The 21735-nt window shown below is 66.7% G+C and carries 19 protein-coding genes; 16 read left to right on the top strand and 3 right to left on the bottom strand.

Annotated elements, in window-relative coordinates; translation table 11 throughout:
* Window positions 1-60 precede the first annotated feature (60 nt).
* The 9 genes from HNE04_RS05335 (at window position 61) to HNE04_RS05295 (ending at window position 12740) form a co-directional block, all read left to right on the top strand.
* A complete protein-coding gene (locus tag HNE04_RS05335; protein ID WP_235964813.1) occupies window positions 61-669 on the top strand; it encodes a hypothetical protein in 609 nt (202 codons plus the stop codon).
* Entirely contained in the window at window positions 659-2452 is a 1794-nt protein-coding gene (locus HNE04_RS05330) for a type I secretion system permease/ATPase (protein ID WP_172217488.1), read from the top strand. The genes HNE04_RS05335 and HNE04_RS05330 overlap by 11 nt, the downstream gene beginning before the upstream one ends.
* Window positions 2449-4188 (top strand): type I secretion system permease/ATPase, encoded by a 1740-nt coding sequence (locus HNE04_RS05325; RefSeq protein ID WP_172217486.1) that lies wholly within the window; start codon window positions 2449-2451, stop codon window positions 4186-4188. The genes HNE04_RS05330 and HNE04_RS05325 overlap by 4 nt, the downstream gene beginning before the upstream one ends.
* A 49-nt stretch (window positions 4189-4237) precedes the next feature.
* The gene (locus tag HNE04_RS05320) at window positions 4238-5608 is read left to right on the top strand and encodes an HlyD family type I secretion periplasmic adaptor subunit (protein ID WP_235964812.1); all 1371 of its coding nucleotides are present in this window, start codon (window positions 4238-4240) and stop codon (window positions 5606-5608) included.
* A 2-nt stretch (window positions 5609-5610) separates the two neighbouring features.
* On the top strand, window positions 5611-6954 hold the full coding sequence (locus tag HNE04_RS05315; RefSeq protein WP_172217484.1) for a TolC family outer membrane protein: 1344 nt from the start codon (window positions 5611-5613) through the stop codon (window positions 6952-6954).
* Window positions 6955-7084: 130 nt separating this feature from the next.
* Window positions 7085-7405, top strand: a complete 321-nt coding sequence (yajC, locus tag HNE04_RS05310; protein ID WP_172217482.1) for a preprotein translocase subunit YajC — start codon at window positions 7085-7087, stop codon at window positions 7403-7405.
* A 45-nt stretch (window positions 7406-7450) separates the two neighbouring features.
* Complete coding sequence (gene secD, locus HNE04_RS05305; RefSeq protein WP_172217480.1) at window positions 7451-9334, top strand: protein translocase subunit SecD; 1884 nt, start codon at window positions 7451-7453, stop codon at window positions 9332-9334.
* 12 nt (window positions 9335-9346) lie between these two features.
* A complete protein-coding gene (secF, locus tag HNE04_RS05300) occupies window positions 9347-10300 on the top strand; it encodes a protein translocase subunit SecF (RefSeq protein WP_172217478.1) in 954 nt (317 codons plus the stop codon).
* 10 nt (window positions 10301-10310) lie between these two features.
* Window positions 10311-12740, top strand: a complete 2430-nt coding sequence (locus tag HNE04_RS05295; RefSeq protein ID WP_328700263.1) for a DUF1631 domain-containing protein — start codon at window positions 10311-10313, stop codon at window positions 12738-12740.
* Between the two features lie 29 nt (window positions 12741-12769).
* On the opposite strand, the gene HNE04_RS05290 is transcribed toward HNE04_RS05295, so the two are convergent.
* The 3 genes from HNE04_RS05290 to HNE04_RS05280 all read right to left on the bottom strand — a co-directional run bounded on the left by HNE04_RS05290 (window position 12770) and on the right by HNE04_RS05280 (window position 15675).
* The gene (locus tag HNE04_RS05290) at window positions 12770-13264 is read right to left on the bottom strand and encodes a DUF494 family protein (RefSeq protein ID WP_172217476.1); all 495 of its coding nucleotides are present in this window, start codon (window positions 13262-13264) and stop codon (window positions 12770-12772) included.
* A 67-nt stretch (window positions 13265-13331) separates the two neighbouring features.
* Window positions 13332-14450: a DNA-processing protein DprA gene (gene dprA, locus HNE04_RS05285; RefSeq protein WP_172217474.1), complete on the bottom strand. Its 1119-nt coding sequence runs from the start codon at window positions 14448-14450 to the stop codon at window positions 13332-13334.
* Between the two features lie 16 nt (window positions 14451-14466).
* On the bottom strand, window positions 14467-15675 hold the full coding sequence (locus tag HNE04_RS05280; protein ID WP_235964811.1) for a LysM peptidoglycan-binding domain-containing protein: 1209 nt from the start codon (window positions 15673-15675) through the stop codon (window positions 14467-14469).
* Window positions 15676-15865: 190 nt separating this feature from the next.
* Between HNE04_RS05280 and def the strand changes: the two genes are divergently transcribed.
* The 7 genes from def to pyk all read left to right on the top strand — a co-directional run bounded on the left by def (window position 15866) and on the right by pyk (window position 21722).
* Complete coding sequence (gene def / locus HNE04_RS05275) at window positions 15866-16378, top strand: peptide deformylase (protein ID WP_172217464.1); 513 nt, start codon at window positions 15866-15868, stop codon at window positions 16376-16378.
* A 25-nt stretch (window positions 16379-16403) separates the two neighbouring features.
* Entirely contained in the window at window positions 16404-16898 is a 495-nt protein-coding gene (locus HNE04_RS05270) for a hypothetical protein (RefSeq protein ID WP_172217462.1), read from the top strand.
* Complete coding sequence (gene fmt, locus HNE04_RS05265; RefSeq protein ID WP_172217460.1) at window positions 16898-17869, top strand: methionyl-tRNA formyltransferase; 972 nt, start codon at window positions 16898-16900, stop codon at window positions 17867-17869. The genes HNE04_RS05270 and fmt overlap by 1 nt, the downstream gene beginning before the upstream one ends.
* A gap of 56 nt (window positions 17870-17925) precedes the next feature.
* On the top strand, window positions 17926-18603 hold the full coding sequence (locus tag HNE04_RS05260; protein WP_172217778.1) for an AzlC family ABC transporter permease: 678 nt from the start codon (window positions 17926-17928) through the stop codon (window positions 18601-18603).
* A complete protein-coding gene (locus HNE04_RS05255) occupies window positions 18600-18938 on the top strand; it encodes an AzlD domain-containing protein (protein WP_172217458.1) in 339 nt (112 codons plus the stop codon). The genes HNE04_RS05260 and HNE04_RS05255 overlap by 4 nt, the downstream gene beginning before the upstream one ends.
* 55 nt (window positions 18939-18993) lie before the next feature.
* Window positions 18994-20187, top strand: a complete 1194-nt coding sequence (locus tag HNE04_RS05250) for a phosphoglycerate kinase (RefSeq protein ID WP_172217456.1) — start codon at window positions 18994-18996, stop codon at window positions 20185-20187.
* A gap of 101 nt (window positions 20188-20288) precedes the next feature.
* Complete coding sequence (gene pyk / locus HNE04_RS05245; protein ID WP_172217454.1) at window positions 20289-21722, top strand: pyruvate kinase; 1434 nt, start codon at window positions 20289-20291, stop codon at window positions 21720-21722.
* The last annotated feature ends 13 nt before the right edge of the window (window positions 21723-21735 follow it).

The following is a 21735-nucleotide window of genomic DNA, read 5'->3' as shown; positions in this document are numbered from 1 at the left end:
CGCAGCGCAACCGCATTCTTTTTTGACTTTTCATATAGGAACAACTATCAATGTTCCTATATGAATATTTCGCTGCGCATACCGCTGAACACTTCGCCTGAGCAGGCGGTGAAGCTGCAGCAACTGCAGTCAGCCTTTGCGCAGACCTGCAATGCCCTGGCTCCGCTGGTGCAAAAGACCCGGGTGTGGAACCGCGTTGCCCTGCATCACATGGCGTACCAGCCGCTGCGCGAGCAGTTCCCCCAGATGGGATCGCAGATGGTGTGCAACGCGATCTATTCGGTGTCGCGCCATTGCCGCCTGCTGTTCCAGAATCCGCAGAGTCCATTCAACCTTGCCAAGCTGGGCGACCGGCCGCTGCCCCTGCTGCGCTTCAACGAGCGTTGTCCGGTGTATTTCGACCGGCACACCCTGAGCCTCAAGTCGGGCCAGCTCTCCATGTACACGCTGGACGGGCGGATTCGCTTCGAGCTGGGACTGAAGCCGCAGGACGAGGCGGCCTTCCACGACAAGAAGCTGCGGGAAGTCGTGCTTTCTTCCACCACGGCCGGCCGTTTCGAACTGGCCTTCGTCTTTTCGGAGGCGGGCGACGAGGCAGCCGTTCGCCAAACCCCCGGGCCGGCGGCGCTGCCCGAATACATGGTGATGGAGAACCCGCATGGAACCTGACCTCAGGGCTGTTCTGCGTCCCGCCACCGAATTGCGAAGGGCCTTCGATTCGCTGCGCCCCTACTTCGTGCGCTGCGCCTGGTTCACGCTGGTCGCGGGCCTGCTGGTGCTGATGCCCAGCTGGTACATGCTGGAGTTGTACGACCGCGTCGTCAGCAGCCGCAACCCCTTCACGCTGCTGATGCTCACCTTGCTGGTGCTCGGCGCCTACGTCGTCATGGAAACCCTCGAGTGGGCCCATTCGGAACTCATGCATCGAGCGGGCCTGGAGCTGGACCGGAGATTGAGCGACCGGGTTTTCTCGGCCACTTTCGAAGCCAGCCTCAAACGCATGGGCGGCGCGCCGACCCAACCGCTCAACGACCTGCGGATGCTGCGCGACTTCCTGCCCTCGCCCTTGCTCCGCGCCGTGATGGAAACGCCGGTCTCGCTGGTGTTCCTGGTGCTGATGTTCGCGATCAGCCCCGTCCTGGGCTGGGCGGCTTTGGTGGGTGCAATCGTGCAGACCTCGATCGCCTGGCTGAACGAGCGCAGCACCCAGCCGCCGCTGTCGGCGGCCAATCGCAGCGCCCTGGCGGCGCAGCAGTATGCCGACGGCTCGGTGCGCAATGCACAGGTGATCCAGGCCATGGGCATGCTGGGCGACATCCACCGGCGCTGGATTCGCAAGCAGCGCGAATTCCTGGCCCTCCAGGCATTCGCGTCCGAGCGTGCCGGCCTGTACCTGACCATCTCGAAGGTGCTGCAGGTCGTGATGGGGTCGCTGCTGCTGGGACTGGGCGCGTGGCTGCTGCTGCGCAACGAGTTCAAGGGGGGCGCCGCCATGGTGATCGTGGGCTCGATCCTGGGGGGGCGCGTGCTGCAGCCGCTGGTGCAAATCGTGACGCAGTGGCGCACGGCGGTCGGGGCCCGCGATGCAAAGCAGCGGCTGGAGAAGCTGCTGGCGGCGCTGCCGGCCAGGCCCCAGGGCATGCCGCTGCCCCCGCCGCGCGGCCGCCTGGCGGCGGAGAACATCATCACCGCCGCGCCGGGCACCCAGGTTCCTATCCTGAGGGGCGTCAGTTTCGAGCTCAAACCCGGGGAAGTGCTGGCCGTGATCGGCCCCTCCGCTTCGGGCAAGACCACGCTGATACGCGCGCTGGCCGGGCTTTGGCCCTCCGTGGGCGGCAAGGTCCGGCTGGATGGTGCCGACACCCACATTTGGGACAAGACCCAGCTCGGGCCGCACGTGGGCTACCTGCCGCAGGACGTCGAGCTCTTCGATGGAACGCTGGCGGAAAACATCGCCCGCTTCGGCGAAATCGACCAGGCCAAGGTGGAGCAGGCGGCGCGTTCCGTGGGACTGCATGACTTCATCCAGGCCTTGCCTGAAGGGTATGAAACCGAAGTGGGAACTGAAGGCGCCCGTCTCTCGGGCGGGCAGCGGCAGCGCGTCGGGCTGGCCCGCGCGCTGTACGGCAAGCCGGTTTTCGTGCTGCTCGACGAACCGAATTCGAGCCTGGACGAAGTGGGCGACGCCGCGCTGGCCGCGGCGATCGCCGAGCACAAGGCCGGCGGTACCACCTTCGTGGTGGTCACGCATCGCACCAGCGTGCTCGGCGTGGTGGACAAGATCCTGCTGCTGCGGGACGGGGCGACACAGGCGTTCGGCCCGCGCGATGAAGTCCTGGCGGCGCTGAGAAAAGCCGGTGAACAGGCAGCCGCGAAAGGCCGTGCGGCCAGCTTGCAGCAACGCCCCGCCACGGGCATCACGGCGCAACCGGCCGCGGAGGCCGCTGCATGACTTCCACGTCCTTCCGGCGCAGCGACCTGAGGGCCTCGCTGTGGTCGTTCCGGCGCGAGTTCCTCATGGTGGGCCTGTTCAGCGCGGTGGCCAACCTGCTGATGCTCACGCCCACGGTCTACATGCTGCAGGTCTACGACCGCGTGCTGGTGAGCCACAACGAATTGACGCTGGCGGCGATCTCGCTGATCTGCCTGTTCCTGCTGGGAGTCATGGGTGTCTGCGAATGGACGCGGTCGCGCGTGCTGGTGCGCGCCGGCGTGCGGCTGGACGATCAGCTCGGAACGAAGGTCTTCAACGCCAGCTTCCGCGCTTGCCTCGCCGGCGCCGGCGCCGGCCCGGCCCGCGCTTTCAGCGACCTGCTGCAATTGCGGCAATTCATCACCGGCCAGGGCATCTTTGCCTTCTTCGACGCCCCCTGGGCGCCCTTCTACATCGCGGTCATCTTCCTGCTGCATCCGTTGCTGGGCGCGCTGGCAATCGTCTTTGCCATCCTGCAGGCGGGATTGGCCTGGTTCGGGCACCGCCGCACGGTGGCCCCCGCCGAAGCCGCGGGCCAGGCGGCCAGCGACCTTCATCTCTACCTGCAGGGCAAGCTGCGCAACTCGGAAGTGCTGGAGGCCATGGGCATGGTGGAGAACCTGCGCCACCGCTGGCGCGAGCGGCATCGGCTGTTCCTGGCCCGCAACGCGTCGGCGCAGGCCGTGAGCAACCGGGTGATGGCCTGGAGCAAATTCATCCGCTACAGCCAGCAATCGTTGGCACTCGGCGCCGGAGCCCTGCTGGTGATCGACGGGCAGCTCACCGTCGGCGGGATGCTCGCCGGCAGCGTGCTGATGAGCCGAGCCCTGGCGCCCATCGACCTGATGGTGGGCAGCTGGCGCGGCTTCGTCGGCGCGCGCGCCGCTTTCGCGCGGCTGGAACAGCTGCTGCGCGAGTTCCCCGACCGCGCCGACTTGCAGTCGCCGGCACCGCCCCGCGGTGAGTTGACGCTGCGCAATGTGACGGCGCAGGCGTCCGGCCGAGCGGCACCGATCCTGCACAACATCGATTTCTCGATCACGCCCGGCACGGTGGTTGCCATCCTCGGCCCTTCGGGGGCTGGCAAGTCGACGCTGGCCCGGGTGATGGTGGGCATTTGGCCCGGTGTCGCCGGCGAGGTGCTGCTGGATGGAACGCCCATCGACAGCTGGAGCCGTTTGGCGCTGGGTCCGCATCTGGGGTACCTGCCCCAGGACGTCGAGCTGTTCGATGGAACGATCGCCGAGAACATCGCGCGATTCAGCGCCATCGACGCGACCAAGGTGATCGAAGCGGCGCGCTGCGCCGGGCTGCATGACGTCATCCTGCGTTTGCCCAACGGCTATGACACCGTCATCGGCGAAGCCGGCGGCATGCTGTCGGGCGGCCTGCGGCAGCGCATCGCGTTGGCGCGTGCGGTTTACGGCTATCCCGCCCTGGTGGTGCTGGACGAGCCCAACGCCAACCTCGACGACGCAGGCGAGACAGCGCTGGCGCGAACCGTGCGCCAGCTCAAGGCCAAGGGCAAGACCGTCTTCCTGATCACGCACCGGCCGGGACTCATAGGCGCGGCCGACTGGGTGCTGCTCTTGAACGACGGCCGCCTGGTGGCGAGCGGTCCGCGCGCCGAGGTTGCTGCCACGCTGGGCCGGCGCCCGCCGACCACTGCTGCCGCGCAACCTTCCCCCTCCGAGCTGGCTCGCCAGCCAGCCTGAGCCAAGGATCCCCAGCCGCACATCGACGACGTTTCAGGAGCTTATCCCCATGGCCGATTTTTCATTGATGAAGCCGCTGGATCGCGAACTGGCCCAGCCAACCGGAACTGAATTGGCGCTGCTGGACATTCCGCTGGACACCGACACGGGCCGGGCGGGCCGCATCGGCTTGTGGGCGCTGGCTGTCGGCTTCGGCGGCTTTCTCCTGTGGGCGGCATTTGCGCCGCTGGACGAGGGCGTGGCCGCGCCCGCGCTGGTGGCGATGGACACCAAGCGCAAGGCCGTGCAACACCTGACGGGCGGCATCGTGAAGGAGGTTCTGGTGCGTGAGGGCCAGCGCGTGGCCGAAGGGCAGGTGCTGATCAAGCTGGACGAAGCGGTGGCGCGCGCCAACTTCGAAACCACCCGCCAGCGCTACCTGTCCTTCCGGGCCACGCAGGCCCGGCTGCTCACGGAACAGGCGGGCAACTCCGCCATCGCCTACCACCCCGACCTGGTCGCGGGTGGCGAGGACCCCCTGATCCGCGCCCAGATGACGACCCAGGAGCAGTTGCTGGTTTCGCGGCGGGCCGCGCTCGCGGCCGACCTGCAATCGCTCAACGAAGCCATCCAGGGGCAGGAGGGCTTGATCCAGTCGTACCAGGGAATGTTGGGGAGCCGCAGAAGCCAGCTGGCGCTGCTCCGCGAGGAATTGAAGAATACGCGGGGCCTGGTGGAGGAGGGGTATGCGCCCCGCAACCGCCAGCTGGAACTGGAGCGCGCGGTGGCCGAATCGAACACCGCGATCGCCGAGCTGCAAGGCAACACCATCCGGGCCCGGCGCGCCGTCGGCGAGCTGCGCCAGCGCGCTATCGCGCGCCAGCAGGAATACCGCAAGGAAATCCAGACGCAGATCGCCGACGTCAGCCGCGAGGCACAGGGCGACATGGAGAAATTCCGTGCCCAACAGGACGAACTGGGACGCGTGGACATCAAGGCGCCGGCCAAGGGACAGGTGGTGGGCCTCGCGGTTCAGACCCCCGGCGGCGTGGTCCAGCCGGGCCAGAAGCTGATGGACATCGTTCCCGACGACGAACCGCTGCTGCTCGAAGCCCATGTGCAGCCCCACTTCATCGACCGCGTGCATGCGGGCCTGCCGGTGGATATCCGGTTTTCCGCCTTCGCCCATTCGCCCGTCCTGGTGGTGGACGGCAAGGTGCTCTCGGTCTCCGGCGACCTGATCACCGACCCCGCGACCAACACGAGCTACTACCTGGCCCGCGTGACGGTGACGCCCGACGGATTGAAAAAACTGGGAAGACGCCAGATGCAGGCCGGCATGCCCACCGAAGTGATCTTCAAGACCGGCGAGCGTTCATTGCTGATCTACATGCTGGGCCCGTTGACCAAGCGGATCGCAGCCTCGATGAAGGAAGAATGATCATGGGCCATCTCCTCTCGGCGACAGCGGCGTTCAGTGTGGCGATGGCGTGCGCGGCGCAGCCGGCCTGGTCGCTCGACCTGGTCGAGGCCTATCGCCTGGCGCTGGAACAGGACGCGACCATCCGGGCCTCGCGTGCGGCGGCCGATGCCGGCCGCGAGCGCCTGCCGCAAGCCCGGGCCCAGTTCTTCCCGAACATTTCAGCCAGCGCTTCCCGCTACAGGAATGATCTCGAGACCACGGGGCCGGACGCCCTGGGCCGCAGCACGACCACCAACGACAACTACACCAGCAGCAACAACGCCCTCACGCTGCGCCAGCCGCTCTTTCGGAAGCAGTTGGCCGCGCAGTACCGCCAGGCGCAGGCGCAGGTGGCCGGCAGCAATGCCCAGCTGGAGCGCGACGAGCAGAACCTGCTGGTCCGCGTGACGCAGGCCTACTTCGAGACGCTGCTGGCCGAGGAGCAGCTGCTGCTGGTAGGCGCGCAGAAAGCAACGTACACCGCCCAGCTGGACGCGGCGCGCAAGGGGCTGGGCGCCGGCGCCGGCACGCGCACCGACATCGACGAGGCCCAGGCCCGCCTGGACTTGACTCTGGCGCAGGAGCTGGAGGCCCGGCAGAACGTCGACCTGGCCCGCCGGCAGTTGCAGGTGCTGATCAACCGGCCGGTCCTGGAACGGGTGGCGCCAATCGACGTGGGCAAGCTGCAGCTGGCGCCGCCGGCGCCGGACAGCATCGATGCCTGGACCGCGCAGGCCGAGGCCAGCAGCCCGGAGATCGCTGCGGCAAGGGCGCAGGTAGAGGTTGCCACGGCCGATATCGACAAGGCCCAAGCCGGCCATTACCCGACCCTGGATGCCGTGGCGCAGATCTCGCGCAGCAACAGCGATATCGTGACGCGCGTCGACAGCCGCTTCTACCAGAAGCAGATCGGCGTGCAGCTCGCCATCCCGATCTTCCAGGGCGGTTATGTCAACTCGCAGGTGCGGGAGGCCCAGGCCCTGCTCGACCGCGCGAATGGCCGGCTCGAGGAAACCCGGCGCGACCTCGGTGTTCGTGTGCACAAGGAATTTCGCGGCGTCACCGAAGGCGTGCTGCGCGTGAAGGCGCTGGAGCAGGCGGTGCGTTCGGCGGAACAGCTGGCACTGTCGAGCCGCCGCTCCTTCGAGGCGGGCGCCCGCACGCGCCTGGACATCCTGAATGCCGAGCAGCAGGCCGGGACTGCGCGCCGCGACCTGGCGCAGGCCCGCTTCAACTATGTGGTGGCCCGGGTTCGCCTGAAGGCGCTGGCGGGGAATTTCAGGGCGGACAACGTCGATGAAATCAATGGCTGGCTGCAGCGCTGACGGCGCTCGCGTTACAACTTATTACCCGGCGACGCGCCGCATACAATCGAACCCTTTCCCCGCTGCGGCACATTGTCGTGCCGGCTTGTTCGCGGGCGTTTCCGTCAAGACCATCGATCCTGGAGCCACTGTGTTCATTTCTTCCGCCTTTGCCCAAACCGCCGCCGGTGGCGACATGCAGTCCTCACTGATGAGCATGCTGCCGCTGGTGCTGATGTTTGTGGTGCTCTACTTCGTGATGATCCGGCCCCAGATGAAGCGCCAGAAAGAGCATCGCTCCATGATCGAGGCGCTGGCCAAGGGCGACGAAGTGGCGACCGCGGGCGGCGTGCTCGGCAAGGTGACGAAACTGGGCGACGTCTACATCGGCGTGGAAATCGCCCCTGGCGTCGAGGTCCAGGTGCAGCGCAGCGCCGTGGTGCAAGTCCTGCCCAAGGGAACATTTAAGTAATCCAAGTACGCGGGTGCGGCGCACCCGTGTTCTCACCTTGATGCTATGAACCGCTATCCGGTCTGGAAGTACGCGATCATCGTGATCGCGCTGTTGGTGGGGGCGATCTACACCCTGCCAAATTTCTTCGGCGAGGCGCCCGCAGTGCAGGTGTCGGCCGGCAAGGCCACCGTGAAGGTGGACAGCACCACCCAGGCCCGCGTCGAGCAGGCGCTGGCCGCGGCCGGCATCAAGGCCGAAGCCATCACGCGGGACAACAACTCGGTCAAGGTGCGCCTCGAAAACGGCGACCTGCAGCTCAGGGCCAAGGACGCGATCCAGAAGGCCCTGATTCCCGACCCCAGCGACCCTTCCTATGTGGTCGCCCTGAACTTGCTGTCGGGTTCGCCCAAGTGGCTGTCGGCGCTGCGCGCCGCGCCCATGTACCTGGGTCTGGACCTGCGTGGCGGCGTGCACTTCATGCTGCAGGTGGACATGCAGGCCGCGTTGACCAAGAAGGCCGAGTCGCTGGCGGGTGATCTGCGCACCACGCTGCGCGAGAAGAATGTCCGGCATGGCGGCATCAACCGCAACGGCCAGGCCATCGAGGTGCGGTTTCGCGACACCCCGACGCTGGAGGCGGCCAAGGCCGTGCTGGCGGACCAGTTTCCCGACCTGCAGTCGGTGGAGGTGCCCGAAGGCACCGAGTACAAGCTGACGGCGACCATCAAGCCCGAGGCGGCCCGCCGCATCCAGGACCAGGCGCTCAAGCAGAACATGGTGACCCTGCACAACCGGATCAACGAACTCGGCGTGGCCGAGCCGGTGATCCAGCAGCAGGGGCTGGACCGGATCGTCGTGCAGCTGCCCGGCGTGCAGGACACGGCCAAGGCCAAGGACATCCTGGGCCGCACCGCCACCCTGGAAGTGCGGATGGTGGACGAGAGCGCCGAAGCCCGGGCCGCCGAGATGGGCAACGGGCCCGTTCCCTTCGGCACCGAGCGCTATCTCGAGCGCAGCGGCCAGGCGGTGATCGTCAAGAAACAGGTGATCCTGACCGGCGACAACCTGACCGACGCCCAACCCGGCTTCGACAACCAGACCCAGGAAGCGGCCGTTCACCTGACCCTGGACGCCAAGGGCTCCCGCATCTTCAAGGACATCACCCGCGAGAACGTGGGCAAGCGCATGGCCATCCTGCTGTTCGAAAAGGGCAAGGGCGAGGTGGTGACGGCCCCGGTGATCCGCAGCGAGATCGGCGGCGGGCGGGTGCAGATTTCCGGCCGGATGACCACGGTGGAAGCCAACGACGTGGCGCTGTTGCTGCGGGCCGGCTCGCTGGCCGCGCCCATGGAAATCATCGAAGAGTTCACGATCGGCCCGACGCTGGGCGCCGAGAACATCACCAAGGGCTTCCACAGCGTCGCCTGGGGCTTCGCGGTCATCTGCGCCTTCATGGCGGTGTACTACATGCTGTTCGGCCTGTTCTCGGGCGTGGCCCTGGCCGTGAACCTGCTGCTGCTGGTGGCGGTGCTGTCCATGCTGCAGGCCACGCTGACCCTGCCCGGCATGGCCGCCATGGCGCTGGCGCTGGGCATGGCGATCGACTCCAACGTGCTGATCAACGAGCGGATCCGCGAGGAGTTGCGCAGCGGCGCGTCGCCGCAGGCGGCCATCAATGCGGGCTACGAGCGCGCCTGGAACACGATTTTCGATTCGAACATCACCACCCTGATCGCGGGGGTGGCGCTGCTGGCATTCGGCTCCGGGCCGGTGCGCGGCTTCGCGGTGGTGCATTGCATCGGCATCCTGACTTCGATGTTCTCCGCGGTGTTCTTCTCGCGCGGCCTCGTCAACCTCTGGTACGGGCGCAAGAAGAAACTCAAGACCGTGTCGATAGGTACGGTATGGCGCCCGGACGCCGATGGCGCTATAACCAAAGCCGAGTAGGGGAAAAGAACAATGGAATTCTTCAAGATCCGGCGCGACATTCCGTTCATGGAAAACGCGCTGGTGTTCAACATCATCTCGTTCCTGACGTTCGCCGCAGCCGTGTTTTTCCTGGTGACGCGGGGATTGCACCTGTCGGTGGAATTCACCGGCGGCACCGTGATGGAAGTGGGCTATTCGCATGCCGCCGACGTCGAGAAGGTCCGGCGCACGGTCTCCAATCTCGGATTTGCCGACGTGCAAGTGCAGAATTTCGGCACCTCCCGCGATGTGCTGATCCGCCTGCCGGCCCAGAAAGGCGTTAGTTCCGCGCAACAAAGCGACAAAGTGCTGGCCGCGCTGAAGGCCGACGATCCCGCCGTTTCGCTGCGCCGCACCGAATTCGTCGGCCCCCAGGTCGGGGAGGAGCTGGCCACCGACGGCCTCAAGGCGCTGGCCATGGTGGTGGCGGGCATCATGATCTACCTGGCGTTCCGCTTCGAGTGGAAGTTCGCCGTGGCGGCGATCATCGCCAACCTGCACGATGTGATCATCATCCTGGGCTTCTTCGCCTTCTTCCAGTGGGAGTTCTCGCTGGCGGTGCTGGCCGCGGTGCTGGCGGTGCTGGGTTATTCGGTGAATGAATCGGTGGTGATCTTCGACCGGATCCGCGAGAACTTCCGGCGCTACCGCAAGATGAGCACGGTGCAGATCATCGACAACGCGATCACCTCGACGATCAGCCGCACCATCATCACCCACGGTTCGACCCAGATCATGGTGCTGTCGATGCTGCTGTTCGGCGGCCCGACGCTGTATTACTTCGCGCTGGCGCTGACCATCGGCATCCTGTTCGGCATCTATTCCTCCGTCTTCGTCGCCGCCGCCATTGCCATGTGGCTGGGCATCAAGCGCGAGGACCTGGTCAAGTCCGCGGGCAAGAAGGACGAAGACCCCAGCGATCCCAACGCAGGCGCTACGGTCTGAGGCAAGGTTCGTGAGCGCACCCCAACTGTCACCCGAGGCCAAAGCGCGAATCGCGCGCCAGGCGCGTGAGCAGTTCGTCGCGCAGGCGCAAGCCTGCATCGCACCGATGGTCCAGGCCATCCGCAGCCGCTTTTCGGAACTGGCCCAGGCCGGTGCCAGTTCGCGCGAGATGCAGGACCGCCGCGATGCGATGATGGACTTTGATCGCAAGGGCGCGGACTGGGCACAGGCCACCACCAAGGCATGGCGGAAGGCGCTGGTGCCTCCCGCCGCCACGGCTCGCGTCAGGCCCCAATCCGCGAGCCTGGAGCTGATTGGCGACGAAGTGGTCGAGCGCAAGATTCTTTCATCGCGCCTGGCGCTGGCGATCCAGGAAAAGGCCTCCTGGGAACTCAACGACCTGCGCGTGCGGATGCAGTACCTCGAAGGCGGCGACGAGTTTGGCGAGGTGGACGTGCTGCGGCCCGAAACGTTTTCGCAGCTGCTGGTGGAGCAATGGGGCAGCGCCGGGCTCGCGCCCGAAGCTTGGGCCCTGATCCAGGACGTGGTCCAGCGCAGCATCATGGAGCATGTGCCCCAGGCTTATCGGCTGACCAACGAATTCCTGGTCGGCCAGGGGATCATGCGCGACATCGACCTGAGCTCCCGGGTCAAGCGCGGCGTCTCCTCACCCGGCGGCAAGAAGACCGATGCCGGCGCCGTCGACAGCCAACCCGATGGCAACGAAACCGGCGGCGGCGGCGGCAGTGGCGGCGGCAGTTCATACGGCGGCTCCTCTGGCGGCGCCAGATCGCATGGTTCCGGCGGCGGCGCGGGCGGCAGCCAGGGCCGTGCGCAGGACTCGCAAGGTCCCAATGGCCAGTCAGGCCCGCCGGATTCGGGCCCGCGAGGGCGCGGCCCCGGCGTCGCTGACGAGACCCGCCTGATGACATCCAGTCCGCCGCTGGCGCGGGCACGGATGCGCGCCACCGGCGTGCTCGGCCAGCTCAAGCGCCTGCTGACGGAGCGAGTGGCCGGCTTTGATGCCCCCGCCACCCGCCCATCCCCGGCGCTTGCCGAGGCTTTTTCGCAGCACGTGACCCAGATCGAGCCCATCGACACGCAGCACGGCGCGGCGGGCGATGGCATGGTCTACGACGACGCAGCGGTCCAGCAGGCCGCAGGCGACCTGCGCCGGCGCACTGGCGAGCTGAAGAAAAAGGCGGAGACCTCCAACGAGAAGGCCACGATCGAGATCGTCGCCCTGATGTTCCAGAGCATCCTGGCCGAGGAGCGCATACCGCCGGCCATCCGGGTCTGGTTCGCCCGGCTGCAAATGCCGGTACTGCGCGTGGCGCTTTCCGAGCCGGAGTTCTTCGGCTCGCTCGAGCATCCGGCGCGACAGCTGATCGACCGCATGGGGTCGTGCGTGATGGGTTTCGACACCGCCGCGATCGGCGGCAGCACGCTCGAGATCGAGATCAAGCGGGTGGTCCAGGTGATCGAGCAGTACCCCGAGACCGGCCGCCGGGTTTTCCAGCTGGTCTATGACGAGTTCCAGAAGTTCCTGTCCAGGTTCCTCACGGAGAAAGCCCCGACGCAGCGGCTGGTGACGGTGGCCCAGCAGGTGGAGCAAAAGGAAACGCTGGCGATCCAGTACACCATCGAGATGCGCAGCATGCTCGCCGAGATGCCGGTGCGCGACGAGATCCGCGAGTTCCTGTTCAAGGTATGGGCGGAGGTGCTGGCGCTGGCGGGGGTCAAGAATGGCCCGCAGCACCAGGATACGCTGGCACTGAAGAAGTCGGCGTCCGACCTGGTTTGGGCCGCCAGCGCCAAGCCCAATCGCAATGAGCGCGGCCGGGTGATCCAGGAGCTTCCTCAGCTGCTGCAGCGGCTGCGCCAGGGTATGACGCTGGTGGGCATCGAGGGCAAGGCACAGGAGGCGCACATCAAGGTCATCGGCGACACGCTGGCCGATGCCTTCCTGTCCAAGACCGAGTCCATCTCGCCCGCCCGGATCGAGGCCATGGCCAAGCGGCTGGCCAACCTGGAAGATTTCGTCGCCAAGGACCCGGAAACGGACTTGCCGCTGGATGCGCAGAGCATCGAGCTGATGCTGGGCATCGATGCCTCGATGATCGAGGTGGTGGCCGACGGCGGTTCCCGTCCCAACGCAGCCATGCTCGGCTGGGCAGCCGAATTGCAGCTGGGCAACTGGTTCGCACTGGACCACAACGGCGCCGTCACCCAGGTTCAATACGCGTGGCGCAGCGAGCGCAAGCAGTTGCATCTTTTCGCGGCGCCGGGCGGCCGCAGCTACCTGATCCAGGCGCGCCGCCTCGCAGCCTATTTGCAGGCCGGCCTGCTGCTGCCGACGGAAGAGGAAGCGCTCACGGTGCGTGCCACGCGCGATGCACTGGCCAAGCTCGATGCGAACCCGGAGAGATTGCTAAGCTGAGCTTGGGCGGCGCCAAGCGTCACCTGACGTCAATGCGCCAAGCGGCCGTCGCCCGGGTCGCAGAGCTCATCGAGCACCAGGGCATCCGGCTCCTGGCCGAAGCTCCAGTACACCATCAGCACGATGATCTTGAGGTCGTCCACCGACACCGGATCGCCCGGGGCGGCCATGGCGCGGTCGATAACGATCTCGCGCATGGCGGCGGGCAACACACCCGAAGATTCCAGGAAGGAAACGAAGCCCAGGCATTGAGCGCCCAGGTGGTCTTGCTCGGCCACCGAATACACCCGCATGCTGCCGGCCGACTGGGCTGCGGCCGCATGCACGGCGCTGTCTTGCGATTCGGCTGGGTCGAGTGAGGTGCTTTGGGCGGCAAGGGTCAGGCCGTCCAGCCAGACCAGGGCATCGTGGATCTCATCGGGCTCGAACCCGTGCGCGCTGAGCCTGCGCCCCAGCTGCTGCAGTTCAGGGCAAGCATCGCCGCGCCAGTAGTGTTCGTACACGAAAACGAGCACTTCAAACATGCCCCAATATAGCCCAGAACCCAGAGGCCGGTGGCAACAGGTAAGGAAGTTGTGTTGCGAGTCTGCGTCAGCCCGTGCCAACGCGTTGGAACAGGCCGCCGGGAAGGCGGGCCAGGTCGCCGTGCAGTTCGAGTTCCAGCAGCTTCGCTTGCAGATGCGATGCTGCGACGCCGGTGCGCGCCACCAGCGCATCCAGGCTCACGGGGTCGAACCCCAGCGCCGCAAGGAGGCCATCTTCGCGGGCGCGGGGCTCTTCGGGCAGTGGCGCAGCGCTTGGCGCCGGGTGTGGAACGGACAACTCTTCCAGCACGTCCTGGGCGGTTTCGACCAGCTTGGCGCCCTGCTTGAGTAGCGCATGGCAGCCGCGTGACTGCGGCGAATGGATGGACCCGGGGATCGCAAAAACATCCTTGCCCTGCTCCGCGGCTTGATGGGCGGTGATCAGGGAGCCGGACTTGAGCGCCGCCTCCACCACCACGGTGCCCTGGCTCAGCGCCGCGATGATCCGATTGCGCTTGGGGAAATTCTGCGCCAGCGGCGGCGTGCCCAGCGGGTATTCGCTCACGAACAAACCGTTGTGCGCAATGCGATGGGCAAGCTCCAGGTGTTGGCGCGGATAGACACGATCGAGGCCAGTGCCCACCACGGCGATGGTGGCCAGCTCGCCCGGCGGCGCCGCCTCGAGCGCGCCCTCATGCGCCGCCGCGTCCACCCCCAGCGCCAGCCCGGACACCACGGTGAGCCCGGCCTGCGCGAAACAGCGCGAGAACTGCCGCGCATTGGCCAGCCCCTGGGGCGTGGGGTTGCGGCTGCCGACGACGGCGATGGCGGCAGGCCAGGGCGCTGTCACCTGCCCCATGAGGTACAGCATCAGGGGCGGGTCTTCGGTGTTGAGCAGTGAGGCGGGATAGTCGGCGTCCGCGAGCGTGAGGATGCGCCGGCCCACGGAGCCCTCGGCGCCTTGCAGCCATTCATGGGTCGCCTCCAGCAGCGCCTGCAGTTGCGCCGGCTCGGCGCACAGCGCCTGTGCCTGCGTCGGTGAGACGATCTGCTCGAGCGCCGCAGCGGTCTGGCGGAACACGTTGCCGGGCAAGCCGAACCCGGCCAAGAGGCGCCGTACCGCGGTGTTGCCCAGTCCCGGGGTGAGGACCAGGCGCAGCCATCCCGCCAGTTCCTCGCGCTCCATATTCAGCCGCCTTCGGCTAGCGAGGGTTCTCGACCCGGTCGCCAACCTTGACCGTGTCGTTGATCTCGAGAATCAGGGCGTAGGATAGTTTCTCGAAGGGACGGAACACCATCAGCAGGCCGTTGCGCTCGTCGGGCAGCTTCATTGCGGTGCGCTCGCCGGCTTGCGACTTGTCGATGCGCCTCTCGCCATCCTTCAGGATCGCCAGCACATGGCCATTCTGGACGCCATCGGCGGTGCCCTTGTTGATCACCACGACCTGGTTCTGTCCGGCCACCGACACGGCATCGCCGTACACCGAAACGATGGTGCCCGTCATGGGACCCGCCGGGGCATGGGGAACGTAGCTCTGGAACTCGCGCGGTGGCACGGGCAGCAGCCGGTCGCCGACGCGCATTTCTTCCTTGGCCGACAGAATGTCGATGGTCGCGGGCACCACGGCGCCCTTCTTTCCATCCGTCGCCGTGGCCTCGATCGTTTCGTCCCGAACCAGGGAGGCCTTGCCCAGGTACTGCGCCTCATAGCCCAGGATGGCGCGAGTCTGCGGATCTTTCAAAGGCTTGGCCTCGCGAAATACCCGGTACTCGTCGCTGCGGCCTGCTACCTGTTGCTTGAGCGGCGTTGCGGCCGCGCCGCGGGCATAGGCCCGGTCGCCGCGGGTGATCAGCACGCGGCTGTCGCCGGCGGCCACGATACGCGGCGCCTTCAGCAGGGCCTGCTCGTCGACGATTACCGGCTCGGACAGGAAGGGCTCTATCAGGTGCGTTTTGAGCGTCGGCAGGGCCGTGTCGGCCAGAAGCTCGACGCGGGCGCGCGGCGAGACACGAATGGTTTCGCTGGGCTGCTCGCCGTCGGCCAACTGGCGCATCCTGAGCCTGGCCCGGCCATCCGATTTTTCCAGTACCAGCTGCTGGCCCGGGTAGATGCGGTGCGGGTTGCTCACTTCTTCCATGTTCATGCCCCACAGCTCCGGCCAGCGCCAGGGCCGGGTGAGGAAGAGGCCCGAGATGCCCCACAGGGTATCGCCGCGCTTGACCGTGTATTCCTCGGGCGCGTTCGGGGCCAGTTCCGACAGCGGCACGCCCGCCTGAGCTACCTGTTCGGCCGTTGAGCGTTGTCCCGGCGTAATGGGGAAGTTCTGCGCGAGGGCGGGGGTGGCTATCAGCCCGGCCAGTACGGCGAGTGCGGCCAGGGCCTGGGAGGTGGGTGCGAACGTCGGGATCATGCGGTGTTTTTGCATTTGTTGGCTGCGACCGTCGGCAGGGGCCAAGGCAGTCGAAAGTCTTGACAAAGTACTGGCAATTCTGCGCTCAAGCCCTTGATTGGGCAACGTTTATGGCGTGCAGCCTGTGCCGGAAAAGCCAAAAGTAGCGAAAATAGCGACACCGCAGCCCTTTTTTCGCCGGTTTTATTCCATGGCACTTCTTCCGATTCTCTGTTTTCCCGATCCCAAGCTGCATACGGTAGCCAAGCCTGTGCAGGCAGTGGATGCCCGCATCAAAAATCTTGTGGCCGACATGCTCGAAACCATGTACGAGGCCGATGGCATCGGCCTTGCAGCGACCCAGGTCGATGTGCACGAGCGGGTGGTGGTCATCGATATCTCCGAGCAGCGCAACCAGCCGCTGGTGCTGATCAACCCCGAGATCATTTGGGCCAGTCCCGAAAAGCAGGTCAGTGACGAGGGCTGCCTGTCGGTGCCGGGCGTCTATGACGGCGTGGAGCGGTCCGCGGCGATCAAGGCCACCGCGCTGGACGCCGAGGGCAAGTCCCGCACGATCGAGGCGACGGGGATCCTGGCGGTTTGCATCCAGCACGAGATGGACCATCTGCTGGGCAAGGTGTTCGTGGAGTACCTGTCACCGCTCAAACGCAATCGCATCAAGACCAAGATGCTGAAGGCGCGGCGCGAGGCGGTCCGGGCCTGAGGTCCATCCATCGGAGGACATCACCGTGCGCAAGATCCTGTCGCTACTGATCGCCATCCTGTTGGCCGGCTGCGCCGGCAATCCCTTCAATGGCGCCAACGTCCCGCCCGGCACGCCGCGCCAGGCCGTGATCGAGCGCATGGGGCAGCCGGGGCGCATCGTCAGCCTGCCCACGGGCGAGCGGCTCCAGTACTCGCTGCAACCCGTCGGCCATTACGCCTGGATGGTGGACCTGGACGCGAGCGGCCGGGTGGTGCAGTCCCGGCAGGTACTCACCGACAACAACTTCCACCGGATCGAAGTGGGCAAGTGGACCCGTGACGACGTCGAGCGCGAATTTGGCCGGCCGGCCTGGATCGACAGAGTGGTCAGCTGGCGGGGCCCGATCATGACTTACCGCTGGAGGGATCTGCAGAATAGCGACATGTTCTACTGGGTCTACCTGGACGAGCGCAACGTGGTGCAGCGCGCCCACCCCGGCATGGAGTTCGTCAACGCGCCCGACGATCGTCGTCACTGATGCGTGTCATCTTCGCCGGCACGCCGGACTTCGCCCGCGTCGCATTCGAGCGCCTGCACGCTGCGGGTTTCGTCATCCCCCTGGTCCTGACCCAGCCGGACCGGCCCGCCGGCCGCGGGATGAAGCTGCAAGCCTCGCCGGTCAAGCGGTTCGCCCTGGAGCAAGGCCTGCCCGTCGCGCAGCCCCGCAGCCTGCGGCTGGACGGCAAATATCCTGAAGACGCGGCTGCGGCGAAGGCTGTGATCGACGAAGCGCGGGCCGACGTGATGGTGGTGGCGGCATACGGCCTCATCCTGCCGCAATGGGTGCTCGACGCGCCTCGCCTTGGCTGCCTGAACATCCATGCCTCGCTGCTGCCACGCTGGCGCGGCGCGGCGCCGATCCATCGGGCGATCGAAGCGGGCGACCGCGAGACCGGCGTGACCATCATGCAGATGGACGCCGGCCTCGACACAGGCGACATGCTGCTGGTCGCGCCGGTTCCCATCGAGGAATCCGACACCACCGGGGCCCTTCACGACAAGCTGGCGGTTCTCGGTGGCCGCCTGGTCGTGGAGGCGCTGGAGCTGGCAGCCTGCGGCGGCCTGCGGCCGGTCAAGCAGCCACAGGCGGGCGTCACCTACGCCCACAAGATAGACAAGACCGAGGCCGCGATCGACTGGTCGCAGCCGGCCGAGGTGATCGCCCGGCGCATTCGCGCCTTCGATCCTTTTCCGGGCGCCAGCAGCGTTCTGGGTGGCGAGACGCTGAAGCTGTGGTCCGCCGAGGCCGTCAGCGGCCCGGCCGACGGGCGGGAACCGGCGGGCGTCATCACCGCGGTCTCGCCCGCCGCGGTGGACGTGCGTTGCGGCCGGGGTTTGCTGCGCGTGACGCAGCTGCAGCGCGCAGGCGGGAAACGGCTGGCTGTGGCAGACTTCCTGCCCGGCTTCGACATGAAGCCGGGCATGACGTTCGTTTCGCCATCTTCCTAGTGTTCTTCCTCCGCTCCAACTACAGCCACCCGGCGTTCCGCCGGGGCGCGCTTGAAATGGCGCCGATGGCCACCGGCATCGCCGCCTGGGGCCTGATGACCGGCGTGGCCATGGTGAAGTCGGGCATGAGCGTGACCGAGGCGCTGGCCATGACCTTCCTGGTTTATGCGGGCAGTTCCCAGCTCGCCTCGATCCCGCTGATCGTCGCGGCCGCGCCGGCCTGGGTGATCCTGGCGACCGGCTTTTGCGTGAACCTGCGTTTCGTGGTGTTCAGCCTGCACCTGAGGCCCTACCTGATGCACCTGCCGCGCTGGCGCCGCCTGGTCAACGGCTATCTCACCGCCGACTTGAGCTACGCCCTTTTCACCCGGCGCTTTCCGCACCCCGGCGCAACAGCCGCCGAGCACCACGAACAGGAGGCCTACCTGTCCGGCAACTATTTCGTGACCTGGTGTAGCTGGATGCTGGCCAGCGTCATCGGCATCGGCCTGGGCAACCTGATCCCGACGGCCTGGGGCCTGGGATTCGCCGGCGTGCTGTGCCTGGTCGGCATCCTGTGCTCGCTGGCCAACACACCGCTGCGCCTGCTCTCGGCCCTCATCGCGAGCGCAGCCGCGGTTGCCGCCTACGCGCTGCCGCTGAAGCTGAACATCGTGGTGGCGATCACCCTCGCCGTGCTCGTGAGCTTCTGGCTGGAAAAGAAAATGCCACTGGCGGCGGAGCATCCGGCATGACAGGACGTACCGACCTGTGGACCCTGGCCGTGATCGTGGGCCTGGCGGGCATGACCGTGCTCACTCGCTGCTTCTTCTTCATCCTGGACCGGCCCTGGACGCTGCCCCCATGGGCCGAGCGCGCCCTGCAGTACGCGCCGGTGGCCGCCTTGGCGGGCGTGGTCGCGCCCGAGGTCGTGATGCTGGGCGGCCAGCTGGTCGGGACCTGGCAGGACGCGCGCCTGTTTGCCGCCCCGGCCGGCGCGCTGGCGTACTTCTGGCGGCGCAGCGTGCTGCTGACCATCGTGGCCGGCATGGCCGTGTACCTGCCCCTGCATCTCGGACTCGGTTGGTAACCTCGCCCCGACCCGCGCTTTTAGAATCGCAGGATTTGTCCGAAGCGATATCGCCATGAACGTCCTGCGCTTTTCCGATCTCTGTGCCCAAGGCAAGGCCGCCGGCCAACGCGTCTTCATCCGCGCCGACCTGAACGTGCCCCAGGACGACGCGGGGAACATCACCGAAGACACCCGGGTGCGCGCCTCCGTGCCCTGCATCCGCATGGCGCTCGAGGCCGGCGCCGCTGTGATGGTGACGTCGCACCTGGGCCGTCCGACCGAGGGCGTATTCAAGCCCGAGGATTCGCTGGCGCCGGTGGCCAGCCGGCTGGGCGAACTGCTGGGACGGGAAGTGCCGCTGGTGCGCGACTGGGTCGACGGCGTCCAAGTCGCGCCGGGCCAGGTCGTGCTGCTGGAGAACTGCCGCGTCAACAAGGGCGAAAAGAAGAACAGCCCCGAGCTGGCGAAGAAGATGGCGGCGCTGTGCGACATCTTCGTCCACGATGCTTTCGGCACCGCCCATCGGGCCGAGGCCTCCACCTATGGCATCGCCCAGTACGCCAAGATCGCCTGCGCCGGCCCCTTGCTGGCCGCCGAGATCGACGCCATAGCCGCGGCACTGGCCAATCCCAGGCGGCCGCTGGCGGCCATCGTGGCGGGCTCCAAGGTCTCGACCAAGCTCACCATCCTGAAATCGCTGTCCGCGAACGTGGACCAGCTGATCGTGGGTGGCGGCATCGCCAATACCTTCATGCTGGCGGCCGGCTTGAAGATCGGCAAGTCGCTGGCCGAGGCCGATCTGGTGGGCGAAGCCAAGGCCGTGATCGAGGCCATGAAGGCGCGCGGCGCCGCGGTGCCCATCCCCACCGACGTGGTGACGGCGAAGACCTTCGCTGCCGACGCGCCGGCCACAGTGAAGGCCGCCACCGAGGTCGCGGACGACGACCTGATCCTGGACATCGGTCCGCAGACCGCGCGCCAGTTGGCCGAACAGCTCATGTCGGCCGGCACCATCGTCTGGAACGGCCCGGTCGGCGTGTTCGAGTTCGACGCTTTCGCCCATGGCACGGAGACCATCGCACGGGCCATCGCGAAATCCTCGGCGTTCAGCATCGCCGGCGGCGGCGACACGCTGGCCGCCATCGCCAAGTACGGCATCGAGAAGGACGTGAGCTATATCTCGACCGGCGGCGGCGCCTTCCTGGAAGTGCTGGAAGGCAAGACCCTGCCGGCCTTCGAAATCCTGCAAAAGCGCGCGAACGGGTGAAACACTTTTACCTTCGTTTGCCGCGCGCCTTGTCTTTCGTACCTGACATGTAACGGCTTCTCGGCGAGAATCCGAAACTTAATTACAGAACCGGAGACTCCATGGCCCGTCGCGCCACCAAGATCGTTGCCACCCTCGGCCCCGCCTCCAGCGATCCCGCGCTCCTCGAGCAGATGATCCGCGCCGGCGTGAACGTGGTGCGGCTGAATTTCAGCCACGGCAAGGCCCAGGACCATATCGACCGGGCCAACCTGGTGCGGGAAGCGGCGCAGCGCGCCGGCCGCGAAGTGGCGATCATGGCCGACCTGCAGGGCCCCAAGATCCGCGTCGGCAAGTTCGCCGAGGGCAAGGTGTTCCTCGAGCCCGGCATGAAGTTCGTGCTGGATGCGTCGCGCGCCGAGCCGGGCGACCTGAAGGGCGTGGGCCTGGACTACAAGGAACTGCCGCGCGACGTGAAGCCCGGCGATCTGCTGCTGCTCAACGACGGGCTCATCGTGCTGACGGTGGATTCGGTGCGCGGCGAGCAGGTGCGCACCACCGTCAAGCTGGGCGGCGAGCTGTCCAACAACAAGGGCATCAACAAGCAGGGCGGCGGCCTCACGGCGCCGGCGCTGACGGCCAAGGACATGGAGGACATCCGCACCGCGATGAGCTTCCAGGCCGACTATGTGGCCGTGAGCTTTCCCAAGAACGCCACCGACATGGAGATGGCGCGCCAGCTGTGCAACGTGGCGGGCGCGGAGTATCGCCACAAGCCGGGCCTGATCGCCAAGATCGAGCGGGCCGAAGCGATTCCCAACCTCGAGTCCATCCTCAAGGCCAGCGACGGCATCATGGTGGCGCGCGGCGACTTGGCGGTGGAGGTGGGCAATGCCGCCGTGCCGGCGCTGCAAAAGCGCATGATCCGCATGGCCCGTGAGCACGACAAGGTGGTGATCACGGCAACCCAGATGATGGAGTCCATGATCACCAACCCGGTGCCGACCCGCGCCGAGGTGAGCGACGTCGCCAACGCCGTGCTGGACGGCACCGACGCGGTGATGCTGAGCGCCGAAACGGCGGCCGGCAAGTTCCCGCTGGAGACCATCGTCGAGATGGCCAACATCTGCTCCGAAGCCGAGAAAGCCGAGGACGTCAAGCTGGACGCCGACTTCACCGGCATGACCTTTGCCCGCATCGATCAGTCCATCGCCATGGGCGCACTGTTTACCGCGCATCATCTGGGCTGCAAGGCGATCGTGGCACTGACCGACTCGGGCTCGACGCCGCTGTGGATGAGCCGGCACCGCATCCACATCCCGATCTACGCACTCACGCCCAAGCTGGTCACGCAGCGCAAGATGGCGCTGTACCGCAACGTAAGGCCGCTGCTGATGGACCAGAGCGCCGAGCGCGACAGGGCGTTGGGCGAGGCCGAGGCCCACCTCAAGAAGCGAGGCATCGTGGCCACTGGCGACATCTATGCCATCACCTGCGGCGAACCCATGGGCGCCCCGGGCGGCACCAATATGCTGAAGATCTGCCGGGTCGGCTGAAACCAACCACGCG

This window comes from Caenimonas soli, assembly GCF_013155545.1.
Lineage (GTDB): Bacteria > Pseudomonadota > Gammaproteobacteria > Burkholderiales > Burkholderiaceae_C > Ramlibacter > Ramlibacter soli.
This window is presented reverse-complemented; position numbering and strand designations above follow the sequence as displayed.

Bases quoted from the DNA above. Each gene is read 5' to 3' on its own strand.
- HNE04_RS05335 (WP_235964813.1), top strand. From the start codon at position 61: ATGAATATTTCGCTGCGCATACCGCTGAACACTTCGCCTGAGCAGGCG.
- HNE04_RS05330 (WP_172217488.1), top strand. From the start codon at position 659: ATGGAACCTGACCTCAGGGCTGTTCTGCGTCCCGCCACCGAATTGCGA.
- HNE04_RS05325 (WP_172217486.1), top strand. From the start codon at position 2,449: ATGACTTCCACGTCCTTCCGGCGCAGCGACCTGAGGGCCTCGCTGTGG.
- HNE04_RS05320 (WP_235964812.1), top strand. From the start codon at position 4,238: ATGGCCGATTTTTCATTGATGAAGCCGCTGGATCGCGAACTGGCCCAG.
- HNE04_RS05315 (WP_172217484.1), top strand. From the start codon at position 5,611: ATGGGCCATCTCCTCTCGGCGACAGCGGCGTTCAGTGTGGCGATGGCG.
- secD (WP_172217480.1), top strand. From the start codon at position 7,451: ATGAACCGCTATCCGGTCTGGAAGTACGCGATCATCGTGATCGCGCTG.
- secF (WP_172217478.1), top strand. From the start codon at position 9,347: ATGGAATTCTTCAAGATCCGGCGCGACATTCCGTTCATGGAAAACGCG.
- HNE04_RS05290 (WP_172217476.1), bottom strand. From the start codon at position 13,264: ATGTTTGAAGTGCTCGTTTTCGTGTACGAACACTACTGGCGCGGCGAT.
- dprA (WP_172217474.1), bottom strand. From the start codon at position 14,450: ATGGAGCGCGAGGAACTGGCGGGATGGCTGCGCCTGGTCCTCACCCCG.
- HNE04_RS05280 (WP_235964811.1), bottom strand. From the start codon at position 15,675: ATGATCCCGACGTTCGCACCCACCTCCCAGGCCCTGGCCGCACTCGCC.
- def (WP_172217464.1), top strand. From the start codon at position 15,866: ATGGCACTTCTTCCGATTCTCTGTTTTCCCGATCCCAAGCTGCATACG.
- fmt (WP_172217460.1), top strand. From the start codon at position 16,898: ATGCGTGTCATCTTCGCCGGCACGCCGGACTTCGCCCGCGTCGCATTC.
- HNE04_RS05260 (WP_172217778.1), top strand. From the start codon at position 17,926: ATGGCGCCGATGGCCACCGGCATCGCCGCCTGGGGCCTGATGACCGGC.
- HNE04_RS05255 (WP_172217458.1), top strand. From the start codon at position 18,600: ATGACAGGACGTACCGACCTGTGGACCCTGGCCGTGATCGTGGGCCTG.
- HNE04_RS05250 (WP_172217456.1), top strand. From the start codon at position 18,994: ATGAACGTCCTGCGCTTTTCCGATCTCTGTGCCCAAGGCAAGGCCGCC.
- pyk (WP_172217454.1), top strand. From the start codon at position 20,289: ATGGCCCGTCGCGCCACCAAGATCGTTGCCACCCTCGGCCCCGCCTCC.